This window comes from Mesonia sp. K4-1 (assembly GCF_008017825.1).
Classification (GTDB): domain Bacteria; phylum Bacteroidota; class Bacteroidia; order Flavobacteriales; family Flavobacteriaceae; genus Mesonia.
The window spans coordinates 20,180-38,856 of sequence record NZ_VRLS01000084.1; the positions used below are offsets into that span (position 1 = coordinate 20,180).

Consider the following 18,677-nt stretch of genomic DNA (forward strand, 5'->3'; position numbering starts at 1 on the left):
TAATCTCTATTTTTAAAAGCATAAAAAACCACACATTATGTCTTTATTAGGGAAAATAAAAAGCACTATGGGACTACTCAAAGAAGTAGACCTAAAAAAACTTGCTGCCATCAACGAAAAAATCGATCTAAAACAAGCTATGGATGCTTTGGGAGATTTAGACGACAGGCAGCTTAAAGGCTTAATGAAAATGCTAACTAGCAAAGCAAAAAAGGGACAGCATCAATTGCCTCCTATAGATGGAGATTTCTATAATTTAGATTTAAAGCTTTCTTCTGCACAGCGCGATTTACAAATGAAGGTGCGAAATTTTATGGAAGATGAGATAAGACCCTTGGTAAACGACCATTGGAACCGCGCAAAATTCCCTATGGAAATCATTCCAAAATTTGCAAAACTTAACATTACAGGGGTTCCTTATGAGGGTTACGGTTGCCCCAATATGCCTTTTCTTATGGAAGGAATTATCGCCCAAGAAATTGCTCGAGTAGATGTTTCTATCTCTACCTTTTTTGGTGTGCATAGCGGACTTGCTATGGGTTCCATCTACCTTTGCGGAAGTGAAGAACAAAAACAAGAATGGCTTCCGAAAATGCAAAAATTAGAAAAAATTGGTGCTTTTGGATTAACCGAACCCAATGTGGGTTCTGCCGTTTCTCAAGGCATGGAAACCACTTGTAAGTTTGATGGCGAGAATTGGGTTTTAAACGGACAAAAAAAATGGATAGGCAATGCTACTTTTGCCGATGTGATTATTATTTGGGCTAAAGATGTAGATTCTAAACGCGTGAAAGGCTTTTTAGTCCGTAAAGAAAATCCAGGATTTGAAGCCGAAAAAATAGAAGATAAAATGGCGCTTAGAATTGTACAAAACGCCCTGATTACCTTAACCGATTGTAAAGTTCCAGAAAGTGACCGCTTGCAAAACGCCAATTCATTTAAAGATACTGCTAAAGTATTGAAGATGACGCGTGCTGGGGTGGCTTGGCAAGCGGTGGGTTGTGCTCGAGGAGCTTATGAAAGCGCCTTAAAATATACCAAAAAAAGAGAACAATTTGGCAGACCTATTGCTTCTTATCAATTAATTCAAAATCATTTGGTCGAAATGCTTTCTAATCTTACCGCTATGCAAACCATGGTTTTTCGCCTTTCAGAAATGCAAGATCAAGATATTTTAACCGATGAACACGCCTCGCTAGCCAAAGTATATTGTAGTATGAGAACCCGAGATGTGGTAAGTAGAGCAAGAGAAGTGTTGGGAGGTAATGGTATTTTATTAGAACACGATGTGGCTCGCTTTGTGGCCGATGCCGAAGCCATTTACAGCTACGAAGGCACCAAGGAGATCAACTCACTTATTGTAGGTAGAGCCATTACAGGTTACAGCGCATTTGTCAACTAAAAAAAATCCTATGAAAATTGTAATTATAAGTCCAGATCATGATACCCGAGCATGGGAAGACGCCCTATGGGATGAAAATCAAGATCTAGAAATAGAAATTTACCCAGACGATACCGAGAGAGAAAAAACAGACTTTATCTTAGCGTGGAATCCTCCAGAAGGTGTTTTTAAACACTATCCCAATTTAAAAGTAGTGGCTTCTATGGGTGCAGGAATAAGACATCTTACAAAAAATAAATCGCTTCACGCGGAAGTTACCATTACTAAAATTGAAGATGACCAACTCATTGAAGATTTACAGTATTTTGTACTGACTAGCGTTTTAAATTACTGTAGAAACATTCCATATTACGTCATTCAGCAGCAGCACAAAAATTGGAATCGCATTTCGTACCGCCGACCTAAAGAAACCCATATTGGTGTTTTAGGATTAGGAAACATTGGCCTTCCTGTTGCTCAACTTTTAGGGAAAAACAACTTTAAAGTGAGTGGTTGGTCTAATTCCGAAAAGGAAATAGAAAACATCAACACCTTTGTGGGAAGAGAACAACTTCCTAATTTTTTAAAGAAATTGGACGTAGTGGTTTGTTTACTCCCGTTAACCGATGATACCGAAGATATTTTAAATCAAGAGGTATTTAATCAACTTCCAGAAGGCGCTTACCTTATTAATGTAGGACGCGGATCTCATCTCGTAGAAAGCGATTTGTTAGAAGCTATTGAAGATGGAAAATTAAGCGGAGCTGCTTTAGATGTTTTTCAAGATGAACCTTTACCAAAAGACCATCCTTTTTGGGAAAACGAAAAAATAACTATTACTCCGCATACCGCAAGCGTCACTCAACCATCATCAGTAGCACATCAAATTCTTGAGAATTATAAAAATTTAAAACAAGGAAAAAAATTAAAACATACTGTCTCTAGAAAGAAAGGGTATTAATTCTTTTATGTATTTTTAATACGTAAAACAGCTAAGGCTAAACGATGCTCTACATTACCATTGGGATAATTGCGATTGGAATTTTTCTATTTGTAAAAGATTATTTTACGATAGACACCACTTCTATTTTAATTATGTCCCTTTTTATCATTGCTGGGGTTTTAAGTCCAGAAGAAGGCTTTGCAGGTTTTAATCACCCTGCCACAATTACCTTAGGCTGTATGTTTGTCATTAGCGCTGCCATCTTTAAGTCGGGATTAATTGATGGGTTGAGCAGTAAGATCATTCAAATTGCTAAGCTCAATTATGTGGCTGCATTAATGGTATTCTGCATAACGGCTGCTGTATTTTCGGCTTTTATTAACGATACTGCCGTGGTAGCGATACTTATTCCCATGGCATTATTGGTATGTAGAGAAACGGGAATAGCTCCGTCAAGGTTATTAATTCCTATATCGTTTTCGGCATTATTTGGCGGTACGTGTACGCTTATTGGTACTTCTACCAATATTTTGGTAAGTAGTTATGCAAAGGAAAGTGGTTTAGAGCCTTTCGGAATGTTCGAGTTTTCTTTGGCTGCTTTATGTTTATCGGTTATTGGTTTAGTGTATATGTTTTTTGTTGCTCCCATTTTACTTCCAAAAAGAGAGTCTAAAGAATTGCTTTTAAAAACTGAAGCCGAAAAATACATTGCCGAAATTGAACTTCAAGAAATTAATGATGATGTAGATATTAGCATTGCAAAATCCCGATTGGTAAGAAAATTTAACGCTCAAATTTTAAGTATTAAACGTAAGCATACGTTGGTATATGAAATCAACGGAGAAACCACACTTCGTGCAGATGATAAAATAAAGATTTTAATAGATCCTGCAAATTTAGCTAAGCTTAGGGAAATTGAAAGCTATCATCTTATAGGAAATCAAAGCATTATTGACGATCATACCGAAAAGAAAATCTATGAAGTGATGATTCCCTACGGATCTGTATTGGCTGGAAAGAATTTAAAAGAACTCAACTTTAGAAATCAATATTATGCATCGGTATTAGCTGTACGACAACGCAAAGAAATTACCACCAACGATGTTTCTCACATTAAGTTAAGAGAAGGTGATTTGCTTTTATTGCTTGCCTCTACTAAAAGTTTAAATGCACTTACCGCAGAAAAACTTATGATTACCTTATCGGAATATCAAGGCGCTAAATTCAGTTTAAAAAGAGCTATTCCTACCCTATTGATTTTAATTGGAGTTATTTTAGCTGCAGCTCTCAATTTCACCTCTATTTTAATGAGTGCTTTAGTAGGAAGCTTGCTTATTGTCACCACTACCCTTATGACTCCTAAGGAAGCCTATGAAGCCATAGAATGGAAAGTTATCTTTATGATGGCAGGTGTGCTTTCTATGGGAAAAGCTTTAGAAAAAACTGGAGGTTCAGATATTATTTCGGCATACGTCTATCAAAATCTAGGAGACTTAGATCCTAGGATTACGATTAGCGTTATTTTTCTCATCACATTTTTATCAACAAACGTATTGTCTAGCAAAGCTGCAGCAGCACTTATGACTCCGATAGTAATTAGTTTAGCAGGAGCCATGCAACTCAGTGAAAAACCCTTTTTAATCGCCGTGATGTTTGCTTGTTCACTTACGTTCATGACCCCTGTTAGCTATCCTACCAATACGATGGTTTACGCTCCAGGAAATTATAAGTTTAACGATTATTTAAAAATAGGCACTCCACTTAATTTTATCATTTGGATTGCTGCTTCATTTATTATTCCTTTATTTTTCCCATTTTAAGTATGAAAAAAGTAAAACTACATAACCCATTCAAACCTCGTATCATGGACGAGAAAAAGCTAAGAGAACACTTAGCTTTAGAACGAACCAAACTCGCCAACGAAAGAACTTTATTAGCTTATATAAGAGCCTCTTTATACCTACTCGTAGGTGGCACTGCATTGTTGCAACTAAAAGACAATGAGAATCTGCACATCATTGGCTATATCGCTCTTTTTATATGTGTGTTATTCATTATTATTGGTATATGGAGGTATATTATCCTAGAAAAGAAGCTAAAAGATTTACTTCTACCCGACGAAAATGATATAGAAAACAAGTAATTCCATGTTTCAAAATTTTGTTCATTATTTCTTGCATTTTGGATTCATTGCTTTATTCGCCTATCTATTTGATAAGAAAAACTGGAAGAAATATTATTTAGTCCTTTTAGCAAGTATGGTTATAGATGTAGATCATCTTTGGGCGACTCCCATTTTTGACCCTAATCGTTGCAGTATTAATTTTCACACCTTTCATACCTATATTGCCGCAGGAGTTTACCTCGCTTTGTTGTTGCTTATAAAAAATAAAACTGCTAAAATTTTCTTTTTTGGATTACTATTTCACTTAGTTACAGATGCCTTAGACTGTTTATGGACTAATGCTTGGGATTTAAAGGTTTTATTGTAACTTTAAAATATGATTTTAAAAATTTTCCTTCCTTTTTTAGTGATCTGCTTCTTTTCTGAAAGTAAAGCCCAAGAGCTTAGCACTAAACTTATTTCCCAGCGCCCTATAAGTGCAGAAAAATTTATTGGTGTTGATGAGTACGGGAATACCTATATTCAAACCAAAAACGTATTTTATAAGTTAGAAAAGGACAAGAAATATCAATTTACAGATCTTCAATTGGGCAAACTTACTGCTGTAGATATTATAAACCCTTTACGGATTACCCTCTTTTATCGGGATATGAATACCGTGGTAGTTGTTGACAATCGCTTAAATGAAATAACTAGAATTAACTTTAATACACTCGCTAATTTTAGAACTGTTCTTTTTGCGCGTACGGCTAAAAATAACAGTCTGTGGATTTTTAATACCGATTTGCAACAATTAGAATTGTTTGATTATCAAAATCAAAAGGTGATAAGTCACTCTCCGCCATTTAGCGAAGAAATTACTGATTTGCAGAGCAACTTTAATTTTGCTTGGATTCAATTAGAAAATAGCGTAGAAATGTTTAGTATTTACGGAAGTTTTATACAAGAATTTAAGATACCGAAAACAACTCATTTTCAAGTAAGTGATCAAAAAATGATCATCCAAAACGACGAAGGTTTTCAGTTTTTAAAAGCTATGCAAGGAGAGTTTTTAAACCTTCCTATTTCTGAAAAACACGTTAAAGATTTTTACTTGAATAATGAAAACCTTTATCTTTACGACAATAAAAACGTATATCACTACCTCATTAACCTAGCAAAATAGATCTTATGCATGTAGCTATTGCCGGAAATATAGGAGCCGGAAAAACAACGCTGACCAAACTTTTGGCTAAACATTACAACTGGGAACCACAGTTTGAAGATGTTCTTGAAAACCCTTATTTGGAAGACTTCTACAACACCATGGAGCGTTGGGCTTTTAACCTTCAGGTATATTTTTTAAACTCTAGGTTTCGACAGGTATTAGAAATCCGCGAAAGCGGCAAAAACATTATACAAGATCGTACGATATATGAAGACGCATTTATTTTTGCGCCTAATTTACACGCCATGGGTCTCATGACGAATAGGGATTTTAAAAACTATTCTTCTCTTTTTGATTTAATGGAAAGTGTTACCAGTGGTCCAGATTTATTAATATATTTAAGAAGTAGTATTCCTAATTTGGTCGCACAAATACACAAGCGAGGTAGAGATTATGAAAATACGATTTCTATTGATTATTTGAGCCGATTAAATGAACGTTATGAAGCTTGGATTGCTACTTACAACAAAGGGAATTTGTTGATCATTGATGTAGATGACATCAATTTTGTAGATAACCCTGAAGATTTGGGAGAAATAATCAACAAGATTGATGCAGAAATTAACGGATTATTTTAAAAATGAAAAAGATGGAATCGACGAAATTAAAAAGACCGAAACACAAAGGGTCACCAAAATTATTTGACAATCCTATTTTAGAAAAGTTAACGCATACGCATATATCGTTACCCTTAATTATATTTTCGGTTATTGCAGCTGCGCTTATTTATTATGGTATTATTGAAAAAGGGTTTACAGCTCCTTCTATGATTTTATTATTTTTTGCGGGCTTGTTATTTTTTACCTTGATTGAATATATCATGCATCGCTATTTATATCATATCCCTGCAACTTCTGAACGTAAGAAGAAAATTTCTTACACCATGCACGGGGTACATCATGATTATCCTAAAGATAAGTCTAGACTGGCTATGCCTCCCTTACTAAGTTTAATTATCGCTACAGTATTTTTTATTATTTATCGAGCGATTTTAGGAGATTATGCATTTGGTTTTCTAGCAGGCTTTTTAGTAGGTTACGCTGCTTATCTAGCAGTACATTATTCGGTTCACGCTTTTAAAGTGCCTAATAATTTTCTAAAAATACTATGGCATCACCACAGTATTCACCATTACAGAGAATCGGACAGGGCATTTGGAGTTTCTTCTCCGTTTTGGGATGTAATTTTTAGAACTATGCCTAGAAAAGACGCTAAAAATAAACGTCAAAAAACCAATGTGTTTATTGATCCAGAAACGACCTAAACAATTCTACATACAACATAAAAAAGCGAGATTGATCTCGCTTTTTTTTATTTTATAAATCCGTTTTCTCTAGCATGTACGATGGCTTCCTGAGAATCTTTCACCAACAAATAAGGAGTTTGATTATACCCGTGCATCATCTTTTCTACCAACTCTAATTTTTTTGCATTATTTATACTACGTAGATAGATAGCAAGCACCCTGCCAGGGAATTGGTTAGCGATCTCCTTGTAAATTTCACCATCTTTCTCTCCACTATCACCTATTAAAATAAAACTTAGCTTAGGATACATTTTAAAAACATTCACTATCTCATGCTGTTTTTGTGGTTTTTTGCTTTGAGCTGTTTTTTTGCCAAAAAATGATTTGGAAAAGTCTCGGAGTAAAATAGGTCCTTTTGGAAAATTGTTATGTTTTAGAAACAATTCTAAATATCGGTATAAATTCCACGGACTGTGACTCACATAAAAAACAGGGTTTACCGCTTTCCCTGTCTTTCCTCGGTGTAATTTATGATAAAAATCTGCCGCCCCTTTTAGAGGAATTCTACTGCTTGCAGGTTTAAAAAAAGTATTAAATAAGACTCTTAATTTTAAAAAAGAGGCTACTCCAGTGTGTAATATGGTATCATCAATATCTGAAATTACTCCGTACTCAGCTTTTTCACTGGGAATTAAAATCTCTCCAGGAAATCTATTTTGAGAGGTAATTTTCTTTAAAATATCTACATCGTCGTAAGAAACTTCATAAGATAGCCAGCCTTCGTCATTACAAAATGTTCTTAAGCCTTTTGCGGGCTCATCAATATTAAAGTAACCTCTGGTATCAGTTTTTACCTTATATACGTTAAGACTGGATAGTTTTAAATTTAGAGTGGTGTGTTTTATTTCATCGGTTTCAAAACGTTTCCAAGAATTAACTAACAGCTGGAACCAGTTATTTTTATTTAGATCTATAGACTCATCTTCTAAGGCTCTTCCTCTTGCATACAAATGTTTATCTGTACCGTAGGATTGAAAAGTAATTATCTGTAAAGGATCTTTTTTAAAAAGGTTAAAAAACATAAAATTCAAATTTTAAAGATGCCAAGATGCTGGCCAAAGCCAAATTAAAAGTAATCCAAATGCTATAGAAAGTGACATCGCTATCAATATCCATTTGGTAAGTTTTTTGCTACCTAAAGCTATAGCAATGATCACCTTAAAAGCCAGATTTGAAATTACTGCTGTCATAATAAGTCGCCAGCCTAAAGCAGCATCAACTCCACCTCCAATCATTCGAGAAAGCGACAAGGTGATGGCATCTTTGTTGGCCAGTCCCCCAATAATGGAAGCGATATACAAACCTTGATTTCCGAATTCTTTTTCCGTAAAGGCTACCACAAGTAATATAACCGAATAAATGATTCCAAAGATTAAGGCACTTTTAAATTGCGCTGGATTTTTATGTTCTGGAAGTTCTTCATTTTTTGCTTCTTTATTGATGAAGTAGAACATCGCTACACACAACAAACTCATAAATATAAAAAGCGCTATAAAAGGAAGTATAATTTCTCCGATTTTATGAGGGACAATTACCGCTATTTCTATTAAAACCCTAATTAAGGAAACAGTTACTGCTACTAATACAACGAAGGCTGCTAATTTCTCTCCTGCTTTTTTTCCTTTGGTTATTCTGGCAAAGCTTACCGTGGTTGCCGTACTACTTATAAGTCCGCCAAGGATACCATTAGAAATAAGTCCGGCTTTTTTGCCCAACCATTTATACACAAAATACCCAAAAACACTTATTCCTACAATAAGAGAAACCATTAACCATATATTTTTAGGGTTAAGGACATCTAGCGGTCCGTAAGTTTCGTCTGGAAGAATAGGCAAAATAACAAGGGTAATTCCCACAAACGTCATAATAGCCGATAAGTCTTTATCTTTCAATTTCTCTATAAATCCGTGCAAGTGTTCTTTTACATAGAGAAGAATGGCTAAAAGTCCGCCTATCATCACCCCAATAATTTGGCTCCCTACCACAAGATATGCCCCCACAGCAAACATGATAAGAGCAGCAACCTCGGTAGTTTGCCCCATATTTTCACCAGGAGTTTGTTTTAACTTTACCACATTAGCCATTACCAATAAAGATGTTATGGCTAAAGCTAGCACGGGTAATAAATAAGGGTTATTAAACTCTATACTTAAAAAACCTGTAAGCGTACCCAAAATGGTAATTAGGGTAAATGTCCTTACCCCAGCCATTTTATTATTGGTGGTTTCGCGTTGCATCCCTACCAACATTCCCAACCCAAATGAGATCCCTAAGGTTATAACGTCATCGTAGTTCATATAGATTTTATCGTTTGACCACACTATAATAGCAAAAACTCCGACATAAAAGTCGGAGTTTATAACATTTTTAACTTGATGAAGATGCCTCAAGTTTTTTAAACATTATCTATTTTATTCCTTTTTATTCTGAAAAACAACTTCCTCATTTTTTGTGATTTCGTAAGTTGAGGTTGCTGAATTTTCATTCTTTGAAACACCTTCCTTGTTCACCATTTCTTTTTGAACGATTGTAGATTCATTTTTATCGAGAGCTACTCCCACCTCAATGTCATTAGAATGATTTCCTAAAATAGGAGCAATGACCAAACCGACTAAACACGTAAGCTTAATTAAAATATTCATAGACGGACCTGAGGTATCTTTAAAAGGATCTCCTACCGTATCACCAGTGACTGCAGCTTTATGCGCATCGCTTCCCTTGTAAGTCATCTGACCGTTAATTTCTACTCCAGCCTCAAAAGATTTTTTGGCATTATCCCAGGCTCCCCCAGCATTGTTTTGAAAAATAGCCCACATCACACCACTTACACAAACTCCAGCCATATATCCACCAAGTGGCTCAGCTCCAAATATAAGTCCGACGATGATCGGTGAAATGATAGTTATTAATCCTGGCAAAATCATTTCGCGTAAAGCAGCTTTGGTAGAAATATCTACGCATTTCGCATATTCTGGCGTGGCGGTTCCTTCCATAATTCCGGGAATCTCTTTAAACTGACGTCTTACTTCCTGCACCATTTCCATGGCTGCCTTTCCTACAGATTCCATCGCTAAAGCGGAAAAAATTACAGGAATCATCCCTCCTACGAAAAGGGCGGCAAGTACATCGGCTTTAAAAATATTGATACCATCAATTCCTGTAAACGTTACATAGGCTGCAAACAAGGCTAAAGCTGTTAATGCCGCTGAAGCAATAGCAAACCCTTTTCCTACAGCAGCTGTGGTATTTCCAACAGAATCTAAAATATCGGTACGTTCGCGAACCTCATCGGGTAGTTCGCTCATTTCAGCCACTCCACCTGCATTATCTGCAATAGGTCCGAAGGCATCAATCGCCAATTGCATAGCTGTAGTAGCCATCATCGCCGAAGCCGCTAATGCCACTCCGTAAAATCCTGCAAATTCGTAAGAACCATAAATCGCTGCCGCAAATAATAACACCGATAAAAAAGTAGATTTCATTCCTACAGCCAAACCTGCAATAATATTGGTAGCCGCACCTGTAGAGCTATTTTTCACAATATTTAATACTGGTTTTTTCCCTAGACTCGTGTAATGCGCAGTCACCACCGAAATTAATGCTCCTACCGCCAAACCTATTACCGCAGCCCAAAACACATTTATAGAAGGTATTTCTTTAATCCCTTCCCCAAAAAATTGCATTTCCATTGTTTGTGGAAGCATCCATTCAATTAAAAACCAACTTGCGATTAAGGTGAGAAATATAGCTACCCAATTTCCCCTATCTAATGCAGCTTGTACTTTATTTTCTTTGGCATCGTTAGACTTTATACTTACTAAAAAGGTTCCTATAATTGACGCCAAAATTCCTACTCCCGCTATTACCAACGGAAGCAAAATAGGCCCCATATTATTAAATGCATCAGTAAACAGGGTATCTCCAGACATATCTCTTATCAAATAATTTCCCAATACCATCGCCGCTAAAACTGTCGCTACGTAACTTCCAAATAAATCGGCTCCCATTCCCGCAACATCACCTACATTATCTCCTACGTTATCTGCAATTGTTGCAGGATTTCTAGGATCATCTTCCGGGATACCAGCCTCTACTTTTCCCACCAAATCGGCTCCTACATCGGCAGCTTTGGTATAAATCCCTCCTCCTACACGAGCAAATAACGCAATTGATTCCGCGCCAAGCGAAAATCCCGCTAAGGTTTCTAACACGATCGTCATATCTGTATAAAATGTACCTGTATCGGTAATAAACTGATTGAGGAATAAAAGAAATAATAGGCTTAAACCTAGTACCGCTAAGCCGGCAACACCTAACCCCATCACCGTTCCTCCACTAAAAGATATTTTTAATGCTTTAGGCAAACTTGTTTTTGCAGCTTCGGCGGTTCGGGCATTTGCTTCGGTAGCGATTCGCATACCTATATTTCCCGCTAAGGCAGAAAATACAGCTCCGATAATAAAAGCAGGGATGATCATCCAACTCGTAGATTCGACCGCATAAGAAACTCCGTAAAGTGCAATGGAAGCAAGAACGACAAAAATGAGTAATAAGCGGTACTCTGCATTTAAAAAAGCGAGTGCTCCTTCTTTAATACTTTTTGAAATGGATTGCATTCGTTCACTTCCAGCAGATTGTTTTTTAACCCAATTTGCTTTTACAATCATAAAGATGATACCCAAAATAGCTAAAGCTATGGGTAAGAAAATAATATTTGACTCCATATAAAGATTGTTTAAATTCTGTTAAATCTAAACTTTATATGTGAAATTTCAATGTAATTACTAATGATTTTTACTTATAAGCAATTAATACACATCAAAAACAAACTTCTACTATCAAATTAATAACCCGACCTAAACAATTTAATTTAAAAGCAAAAAAAAAGCAACACTTTAAAAGTGTTGCTTTATATATAACTGTGGACCAAATAAATTATTTGATACTTACTTCTTCTCTTGGGATATCGCTATCTTCGTATCTTTTGATACATTGGTTAACGATGTCTTTTGCTTCTTTAGCATCTCCCCATCCACCAACATCAACTTTCTTTTCTTCTAAGTCTTTATATACTTGAAAGAAATGCTCGATTTCTTTAATACGGTGTGGGTTTAACTCGTTTAAATCGTTATATCTATTCCATATTGGATCGCTAACAGGAACACAGATAATTTTTTCATCTGGACCTTTTTCATCGGCCATATGAAAAACTCCAATTGGTTTAACCTCTATTACACAACCAGGAAAAGTAGGTTCTGTTACCAATACCAATACATCTAAAGGATCCCCATCTAAAGCTAAAGTTTCTGGAACAAAACCGTAGTCTGCAGGATACATCATTGAAGAAAAAATCATTCTATCGTAACGAATCTTTTTGAACTCAAAATCGTATTCGTATTTATTTCTACTTCCTTTAGGAATTTCTACTAAAACATCAAATGTCATTATACTTATTGTATTAATTATTTCTCAAAAAACAAGATTGCAAATTTAATAAATATCCTTGAATGAGCACTTTATTTTAGAAATAAAATCCGAATGAGCCAGTTACTCCAAAACTTCTTGCTCCTGGATTGTCAAAATAGTTTCCACGAAAGTGAGCATCTATACGAAATACTTTAAAGATATTGCCTACTCCCACACTATAAGACCAGTAAACTTGTTCACTTGGAGCGAATAAAACGGGATTGGAAGTAGAGGCATTTAATAACTGATTTTCTTCAGAAATATCACCAATTACTCCGCGAATAGAAACAATTTCTCTTAAATTCCAGTCTCTTACAATGGGAATTCTACTAAAAAACCTTCCGTTGAAGTTATGTTCTATATGCAAACTGGTGTAAGAATCGGTCACAAATTCATAAAAATCTAATAAAGGAAAGGTTCCGAAAATGGAAAATAAGGTTTGGTTTCCCGGCACGACATTCAGTAAACCTAAAGGTACTTCTCCAAAGGTTTTCCCAGCTTCAAAGGTTGAAGTTAGTTTACCAAAACCTCCTACTTGCCAAGGTTGTCTGTAGAAAAATTGTACTCGTTTATAATCAAAGTCACTATCGATAAGATCTTTAACACCTAGGGAATAATTAAAGAAAAGACGAGCAAAATCACCGTCGTTTATAATTGTTCTATCTACTCCGTAGCCTGAGGTTTTTCTTCCAGGAGAATAACTTAAGATGGTAGAGATCTCGGTTTGAGTAATCTCGTTAGTGGTTTGTGTTCTTGCTTCATCTGTAAAATAAGCTAAGCTAAACTGATCTGAAGCCGATTTAAGCGTACGATGAGACCCTCCTATTCTTATATTAAAATTTTTAAGAGGCTCTAATTCAAAAGAAACGGTAGATAAATTAATATCGGTTAGACTGGTATTAGAGCCCACCGTTATTAAAGAAGATGATGCAAGACTTCTTCCCAACACATCATTGGTATTGGTTAAACTTGCTCCTAATTGCTCTATGTCCCTGCGGTTTCCCCCTGAAACAATGAGTCGCGATCTTCTATCTAAAAGCCATTTTCCTGCGATACCATATTTAAATTTATCGTCTTTAAAACCATATGCGGTATAACCTTCAATACGCCAAGGATCATTTCTGCTAAAATAGGTTCTTCCTCCCATTCTCACCCTAATACCTTCTACATCATTATAACCGAAGGTTGAGAATATGGGTCCGAAATCAAAATTATCAAACTCTATATAACCTGATGCTAGTACACTTCCTATATTATACAATCGTTTAAAAGCTTTTACTGTTTTTAAAGTGTCGAGCATGGTATACACCTGCTTCTCATCTTTATTTAAACCTTCTAATCTATTGTTATCCCAAAAGGTACTGTCTCGATCATATACATACTCCTGATAAGGGTCTGCCCTTTCCTTATAGAATGCCGAGCCTTTTTCTATATCAAATTTATAATCGTCGTAAAGAGTGGTTCTCTTACCGTACACTCCGCGAGATTCTTGCTTTTTATTAAAAGCAAAATCAGACATAAAATGATCTCTTGTAATTAAGAACACAGAGTCATTTAAAACTTTAAAATCTTGCTCTATATAGATTTCTTTTACCCAGTTTATATTAGCGCTTTTAGTAACCTGAAGTTTAATATTCTTAATAGCCCACGTAGTATCGTTTACCCAAAAGTCCCCTTTAAACGTAAGTTCATTTTTACGCCTTGGATAATAGACAATTTTGTAACACCATTTGTTATCGATAAAAGTACTATCTGCCAGCACATAATTATAATTATCTACTCCTGTTGTACTTAACGGACTTACAAAGCTTTTATCGAAAAATTTCAAGTAATTATCATATACATTATAGTCGGCATACAAGTCTTTAATAAAAGCAATAAGGGTTTGATTATCACTAAAACCTGAGTTTTTATTCCCTAGAAGTACTTCTTTCTCTTCATTAAGGTTATTATCTCCATATACCTTATAAACAGCTTCATTTATAAAAATAGGCAGGTATGTTTTTCCGGTAACAGTATTGGTATCGGTCTGATCGAATATAAATTCCATCCCATTAAAAATTCTACTATTTACTAGAGAACTATCAATGGTATTTAAATCAAATTCTTGTTTTTCGTATTTTTTAAATTGGTATTGATCAAATTTTTTGACCCCGTTTTCTCGTCTATTTTCCCAGATTTTTTTTAAAATATCTATCGCAGGGTTATTTTTTTTAGAAGTTTTTCCTTGATAAATAACGACTTCAGATAAGGCACTCTCCTCCTCTTCTAAAATAATTTCCATTTTATAAGTAGTTGAACTTTCTAAATCGATCGTTTTAGATTTAAAACCAATGAATGAAAATACAACGCTTTTGTAGGATTTATCTGACTGTATATAGTAACTACCATCGTCGTTCGTAATCGTACCTTCCGATGAATTAGAAAATACTACGTTAACAAAAGGGATGGGATCACCATTAGTGTCTTTTACGTAACCTCCAATTTTGGTTTGTGCATAACCAATAGAGCCGAGAAATAATAGTGTAAGAAGTAAAAAGTTAAATTTCATAAATAAAAAAAGCCTTATCTAAAATGATAAGGCTTCAAATATAGGAGTATAATTTTATTTATACATTACCTTTTTTACAGCTTTAACAACATCTTCACTATTTGGCAACCATTCTTTTAAAAGAACAGGTGAATATGGTGCAGGTGTATCTGCCGTATTAATTTTTAAGATAGGAGCATCTAAAAAGTCGAATGCTTGTTCTTGCACTTGGTAAGAAAGCTCTGTAGAAACATTTCCAAAAGGCCAAGCCTCTTCTAATATTACTAATCTATTGGTTTTCTTTACGGAAGCAATTACAGTTTCGTAATCTAATGGTCTTACTGTTCTTAGATCGATAACCTCACAAGAGATTCCTTCTTCTTCTAATTTTTCCGCAGCAGCGTAAGCTTCTTTAATAATTTTCCCAAAAGATACGATTGTCACATCTTCTCCTTCTCTTTTTATATCTGCTTTTCCTATTGGAATGGTGTACTCTTCTTCTGGCACTTCCCCTTTATCCCCATACATTTGCTCACTCTCCATAAAAATCACTGGGTCTTCATCTCGTATAGCCGACTTTAATAATCCTTTAGCATCATAAGGATTTGAAGGAACGATAACTTTTAAACCAGGACAGTTTGCATACCAACTCTCAAAAGCCTGTGAGTGCGTAGCTCCCAATTGTCCCGCCGAAGCAGTTGGCCCTCTAAAAACAATAGGACAATTAAATTGCCCTCCAGACATTTGTCTGATTTTAGCAGCGTTATTTATGATTTGATCTATTCCTACTAAAGAGAAATTGAATGTCATAAACTCTACGATAGGACGAGTTCCTACTAAGGTAGACCCTACACCAATCCCACTAAATCCAGCTTCAGATATAGGGGTATCTATCATCCTTTCTGGTCCAAATTCATCTAACATGCCTTTAGAAGCTTTGTATGCTCCATTATATTCAGCAACTTCTTCCCCCATTAAATAAACGGCTTCGTCTTGACGCATTTCTTCGCTCATCGCTTCGCAAACCGCCTCTCTAAATTGAATTGTCCTCATGATAACTGTTATCTATAATTTTTAACCAACGCAAAAGTAAACATTCACATGTCTAAATACTATAACTTTTCAGGAAAAAATTATTATGCAAGCATAGTATTTTTAAGTATATTTTATTATATTCGCAGTACATTTTTTAAATAGCACAAAAAAACTATAGAACACATGAAAATATTAGTCTGTATAAGTCACGTACCAGATACCACATCAAAAATAAATTTTACAGATGGGGATACCAAGTTTGACACCAATGGCGTTCAGTTTGTAATTAACCCTAATGACGAGTTTGGACTAACTCGTGCAATGTGGTTCAAAGAAAAACAAGGAGCCAGTGTAGATGTCGTAAATGTTGGAGGCGCTGAAACTGAGCCTACTTTAAGAAAGGCCCTTGCTATTGGAGCAGATAATGCCATTAGAGTAAATACGGAAGCTAAAGATGGTTTTCAAGTAGCTAAAGAATTAGCTAAAGTAGCCAAAGATGGTAATTACGATTTAGTCATTGCAGGTAGAGAATCTATTGATTATAATGGAGGAATGGTACCAGGAATGATGGCTAAGATCTTAGGTGCGAATTTTGTAAACACTTGTGTAAGCTTAGAGGTTGACGGAGATAAAGCTACTGCTATTAGAGAAATAGATGGTGGTAAAGAAACCCTTACAGCAAGTTTACCATTAGTGATTGGAGGTCAAAAAGGATTAGTAGAAGAAAGCGATCTTAAAATCCCAAATATGAGAGGGATTATGATGGCAAGAAAAAAGCCTTTAAATGTAGTTGAACCTTCAAATGCTGAAGCTTTTACTTCTTCTGAAAAATTTGAAAAACCAGCTCCTAAAGGAGATGTGAAATTAGTTAGTGAAGATAATCTTGACGAATTGATTAACTTATTACATAACGAAGCAAAAGTAATTTAAGCTTTTGAAATTGTTAAATCAGTTAATTTTATAAACTCTAAAAATAAAAACATGTCAGTTTTAGTATATATAGAATCCGAAAACGGAAAATTTAAAAAAGCCTCTTACGAAGCTGCTTCTTACGCAAAAGGAGTTGCAGATCAATTAGGTACAACAGTAACCGCAATAAGCATTAATGCAAATGATAACGCATCTTTAGGAAACTACGGAGTTTCGAAAGTATTAAATGTGGCTAGTGATAAATTAGCAAAATTTAATGCCGAAGCTTATGCCGATGCTATTGCTCAAGCTGCAAAAAATGAAGATGCAAAAGTAGTGGTTATCGGTCAAACGGCTAACGACAAATATATCGCTCCAATTTTAGCAGTAGATCTAGAAGCAGGTTACGCTTCTAACGTGGTAGAATTACCTAGCAGCACAGAGCCTTTTCAAGTAAAAAGAACAGCTTTTACTAACAAAGCTTTTAATGTGACTAACATTTCTACAGAGGTAAAAGTTATTGGGGTTTCTAAAAATGCTTACGGTTTAGTAGAAAACAATACGGAAGCTTCTATAGAAGACTTCGCTCCTACTTTAGCGGAAGGAGATTTTACAGTAAACGTAGAGTCGGTTGACAAAGCAAAGGACAAAGTTACTATTGCAGATGCAGAGATCGTGGTTTCTGGGGGTAGAGGATTAAAAGGTCCTGAAAACTGGGGAATGATAGAAGATCTTGCTGAAACTCTTGGCGCTGCAACCGCATGTTCTAAACCTGTAAGTGATATGGGTTGGAGACCACATAGCGAACACGTAGGGCAAACAGGAAAACCAGTGGCTTCTAACTTATATATTGCTGTGGGGATTTCTGGGGCCATTCAGCATTTAGCTGGTATCAATGCTTCAAAAACTAAAGTTGTCATCAATAACGATCCAGAAGCTCCTTTTTTCAAAGCAGCAGATTACGGAATTGTAGGTGATGCTTTTGAAGTTCTACCAAAGCTTACAGAAAAATTAAAAGAATTTAAGGCGAATAACGCATAATTTTTATAAATTGTGCCCCTAATTTATAGGGCGGTCTAAATATGTAATGTCCTTATTTAGACCGCTTTTTTATTTATTATTTTTGATTTTTTGATGTATGAGTTTAGTGCGTTTAACGATTAAAGGAATTTCTTACAGCCAAACCCAAAATGGAGCTTACGCCTTATTGCTAAGTGAAATGGAAGGTCAAAGGCAACTTCCCATAGTCATCGGTGCTTTTGAAGCACAATCTATTGCTATTGCTTTAGAGAAAGACATAAGACCACCACGACCCTTAACTCACGATCTTTTTAAAAGCTTTTCAGATCGCTTTTCAATTCAAGTGAAACAAGTGATTATTCATAAGTTGGTAGATGGGGTTTTCTATTCTAGCCTTATTTGCGAACGTGATAAAATAGAGGAAATTATCGACGCTAGAACCAGTGATGCTATTGCATTAGCACTACGTTTTAACGCGCCTATTTTCACCTACCAAAACATTCTTGAAAAAGCTGGAATCTATCTTAAAACCGATGAGAAAGAAGATGAAGATGAAGATGATCCTTTACAAGAAACTCAATTGATGATCAATAAAGAGTTTGATGAAGAAGATTTGAGTGAGGATAGCCCTTCTAAAAGTGAAACTCCTAAAAAATCAATTCAAGATTTAGAAAAGGAATTAGAAAAAGCTGTAAATAAAGAAGATTATGAAGAAGCAGCAAGGTTAAGAGATGAAATCTCAAAAAGAAAATAAT

Annotated in this window: 17 protein-coding genes; 11 read left to right on the forward strand and 6 right to left on the reverse strand. The window is 35.4% G+C overall.

The annotated features are described in order from the left end of the window. Positions 1 to 37: 37 nt before the first annotated feature. The 8 genes from FT986_RS12145 to FT986_RS12180 are packed head-to-tail and all read left to right on the forward strand — an operon-like array spanning position 38 to position 6,920. Entirely contained in the window at positions 38 to 1,402 is a 1,365-nt protein-coding gene (locus tag FT986_RS12145) for an acyl-CoA dehydrogenase family protein (protein ID WP_147865280.1), read from the forward strand. Positions 1,403 to 1,412: 10 nt separating this feature from the next. After that, positions 1,413 to 2,342: a glyoxylate/hydroxypyruvate reductase A gene (locus FT986_RS12150; protein WP_147865281.1), complete on the forward strand. Its 930-nt coding sequence runs from the start codon at positions 1,413 to 1,415 to the stop codon at positions 2,340 to 2,342. 44 nt (positions 2,343 to 2,386) lie between these two features. Then, positions 2,387 to 4,144, forward strand: a complete 1,758-nt coding sequence (locus tag FT986_RS12155) for an SLC13 family permease (protein WP_147865282.1) — start codon at positions 2,387 to 2,389, stop codon at positions 4,142 to 4,144. Between the two features lie 44 nt (positions 4,145 to 4,188). Further along, positions 4,189 to 4,467, forward strand: a complete 279-nt coding sequence (locus FT986_RS12160) for a DUF202 domain-containing protein (protein ID WP_317047017.1) — start codon at positions 4,189 to 4,191, stop codon at positions 4,465 to 4,467. Positions 4,468 to 4,471: 4 nt separating this feature from the next. Next, positions 4,472 to 4,816, forward strand: a complete 345-nt coding sequence (locus FT986_RS12165) for a DUF6122 family protein (protein ID WP_147865283.1) — start codon at positions 4,472 to 4,474, stop codon at positions 4,814 to 4,816. A 9-nt stretch (positions 4,817 to 4,825) separates the two neighbouring features. After that, complete coding sequence (locus tag FT986_RS12170) at positions 4,826 to 5,614, forward strand: hypothetical protein (RefSeq protein ID WP_147865284.1); 789 nt, start codon at positions 4,826 to 4,828, stop codon at positions 5,612 to 5,614. A gap of 5 nt (positions 5,615 to 5,619) precedes the next feature. Beyond that, positions 5,620 to 6,234 carry a deoxynucleoside kinase gene (locus tag FT986_RS12175; protein WP_111540458.1) on the forward strand — a complete coding sequence of 205 codons (615 nt, stop codon included), beginning with the start codon at positions 5,620 to 5,622 and terminating at the stop codon, positions 6,232 to 6,234. 11 nt (positions 6,235 to 6,245) lie between these two features. Beyond that, positions 6,246 to 6,920, forward strand: a complete 675-nt coding sequence (locus FT986_RS12180) for a sterol desaturase family protein (RefSeq protein WP_111540459.1) — start codon at positions 6,246 to 6,248, stop codon at positions 6,918 to 6,920. Positions 6,921 to 6,967: 47 nt separating this feature from the next. Here FT986_RS12180 and FT986_RS12185 read toward each other — a convergent pair whose 3' ends face one another. The 6 genes from FT986_RS12185 to FT986_RS12210 all read right to left on the reverse strand — a co-directional run bounded on the left by FT986_RS12185 (position 6,968) and on the right by FT986_RS12210 (position 16,011). Continuing rightward, positions 6,968 to 7,984: an App1 family protein gene (locus tag FT986_RS12185; RefSeq protein ID WP_147865285.1), complete on the reverse strand. Its 1,017-nt coding sequence runs from the start codon at positions 7,982 to 7,984 to the stop codon at positions 6,968 to 6,970. A gap of 12 nt (positions 7,985 to 7,996) precedes the next feature. After that, positions 7,997 to 9,259, reverse strand: coding sequence for an MgtC/SapB family protein (locus FT986_RS12190; protein ID WP_147865286.1), 1,263 nt, complete (start codon positions 9,257 to 9,259; stop codon positions 7,997 to 7,999). A gap of 114 nt (positions 9,260 to 9,373) precedes the next feature. Continuing rightward, positions 9,374 to 11,686, reverse strand: a complete 2,313-nt coding sequence (locus FT986_RS12195; RefSeq protein ID WP_147865287.1) for a sodium-translocating pyrophosphatase — start codon at positions 11,684 to 11,686, stop codon at positions 9,374 to 9,376. 211 nt (positions 11,687 to 11,897) lie between these two features. Continuing rightward, positions 11,898 to 12,407 carry an inorganic diphosphatase gene (locus FT986_RS12200; protein ID WP_111540463.1) on the reverse strand — a complete coding sequence of 170 codons (510 nt, stop codon included), beginning with the start codon at positions 12,405 to 12,407 and terminating at the stop codon, positions 11,898 to 11,900. Between the two features lie 76 nt (positions 12,408 to 12,483). After that, the gene (locus tag FT986_RS12205) at positions 12,484 to 14,979 is read right to left on the reverse strand and encodes a DUF5686 family protein (protein ID WP_147865288.1); all 2,496 of its coding nucleotides are present in this window, start codon (positions 14,977 to 14,979) and stop codon (positions 12,484 to 12,486) included. 54 nt (positions 14,980 to 15,033) lie between these two features. After that, the gene (locus tag FT986_RS12210; protein WP_147865289.1) at positions 15,034 to 16,011 is read right to left on the reverse strand and encodes a pyruvate dehydrogenase complex E1 component subunit beta; all 978 of its coding nucleotides are present in this window, start codon (positions 16,009 to 16,011) and stop codon (positions 15,034 to 15,036) included. A 165-nt stretch (positions 16,012 to 16,176) separates the two neighbouring features. On the opposite strand from FT986_RS12210, the gene FT986_RS12215 reads away from it, so the two are divergent. The 3 genes from FT986_RS12215 (at position 16,177) to FT986_RS12225 (ending at position 18,676) form a co-directional block, all read left to right on the forward strand. Next, entirely contained in the window at positions 16,177 to 16,923 is a 747-nt protein-coding gene (locus FT986_RS12215) for an electron transfer flavoprotein subunit beta/FixA family protein (protein WP_111540466.1), read from the forward strand. A 51-nt stretch (positions 16,924 to 16,974) separates the two neighbouring features. Then, positions 16,975 to 17,943: an electron transfer flavoprotein subunit alpha/FixB family protein gene (locus tag FT986_RS12220; protein ID WP_147865290.1), complete on the forward strand. Its 969-nt coding sequence runs from the start codon at positions 16,975 to 16,977 to the stop codon at positions 17,941 to 17,943. Positions 17,944 to 18,040: 97 nt separating this feature from the next. Further along, a complete protein-coding gene (locus FT986_RS12225) occupies positions 18,041 to 18,676 on the forward strand; it encodes a bifunctional nuclease family protein (protein ID WP_147865291.1) in 636 nt (211 codons plus the stop codon). The last annotated feature ends 1 nt before the right edge of the window (position 18,677 follow it).

What these genes read in the sequence shown, in the direction of transcription:
- FT986_RS12145 (WP_147865280.1), top strand. Translation starts at nt 38, where the DNA reads ATGTCTTTATTAGGGAAAATAAAAAGCACTATGGGACTACTCAAAGAA.
- FT986_RS12150 (WP_147865281.1), top strand. Translation starts at nt 1,413, where the DNA reads ATGAAAATTGTAATTATAAGTCCAGATCATGATACCCGAGCATGGGAA.
- FT986_RS12155 (WP_147865282.1), top strand. Translation starts at nt 2,387, where the DNA reads ATGCTCTACATTACCATTGGGATAATTGCGATTGGAATTTTTCTATTT.
- FT986_RS12160 (WP_317047017.1), top strand. Translation starts at nt 4,189, where the DNA reads ATGGACGAGAAAAAGCTAAGAGAACACTTAGCTTTAGAACGAACCAAA.
- FT986_RS12165 (WP_147865283.1), top strand. Translation starts at nt 4,472, where the DNA reads ATGTTTCAAAATTTTGTTCATTATTTCTTGCATTTTGGATTCATTGCT.
- FT986_RS12170 (WP_147865284.1), top strand. Translation starts at nt 4,826, where the DNA reads ATGATTTTAAAAATTTTCCTTCCTTTTTTAGTGATCTGCTTCTTTTCT.
- FT986_RS12175 (WP_111540458.1), top strand. Translation starts at nt 5,620, where the DNA reads ATGCATGTAGCTATTGCCGGAAATATAGGAGCCGGAAAAACAACGCTG.
- FT986_RS12180 (WP_111540459.1), top strand. Translation starts at nt 6,246, where the DNA reads ATGGAATCGACGAAATTAAAAAGACCGAAACACAAAGGGTCACCAAAA.
- FT986_RS12185 (WP_147865285.1), bottom strand. Translation starts at nt 7,984, where the DNA reads ATGTTTTTTAACCTTTTTAAAAAAGATCCTTTACAGATAATTACTTTT.
- FT986_RS12190 (WP_147865286.1), bottom strand. Translation starts at nt 9,259, where the DNA reads ATGAACTACGATGACGTTATAACCTTAGGGATCTCATTTGGGTTGGGA.
- FT986_RS12195 (WP_147865287.1), bottom strand. Translation starts at nt 11,686, where the DNA reads ATGGAGTCAAATATTATTTTCTTACCCATAGCTTTAGCTATTTTGGGT.
- FT986_RS12200 (WP_111540463.1), bottom strand. Translation starts at nt 12,407, where the DNA reads ATGACATTTGATGTTTTAGTAGAAATTCCTAAAGGAAGTAGAAATAAA.
- FT986_RS12205 (WP_147865288.1), bottom strand. Translation starts at nt 14,979, where the DNA reads ATGAAATTTAACTTTTTACTTCTTACACTATTATTTCTCGGCTCTATT.
- FT986_RS12210 (WP_147865289.1), bottom strand. Translation starts at nt 16,011, where the DNA reads ATGAGGACAATTCAATTTAGAGAGGCGGTTTGCGAAGCGATGAGCGAA.
- FT986_RS12215 (WP_111540466.1), top strand. Translation starts at nt 16,177, where the DNA reads ATGAAAATATTAGTCTGTATAAGTCACGTACCAGATACCACATCAAAA.
- FT986_RS12220 (WP_147865290.1), top strand. Translation starts at nt 16,975, where the DNA reads ATGTCAGTTTTAGTATATATAGAATCCGAAAACGGAAAATTTAAAAAA.
- FT986_RS12225 (WP_147865291.1), top strand. Translation starts at nt 18,041, where the DNA reads ATGAGTTTAGTGCGTTTAACGATTAAAGGAATTTCTTACAGCCAAACC.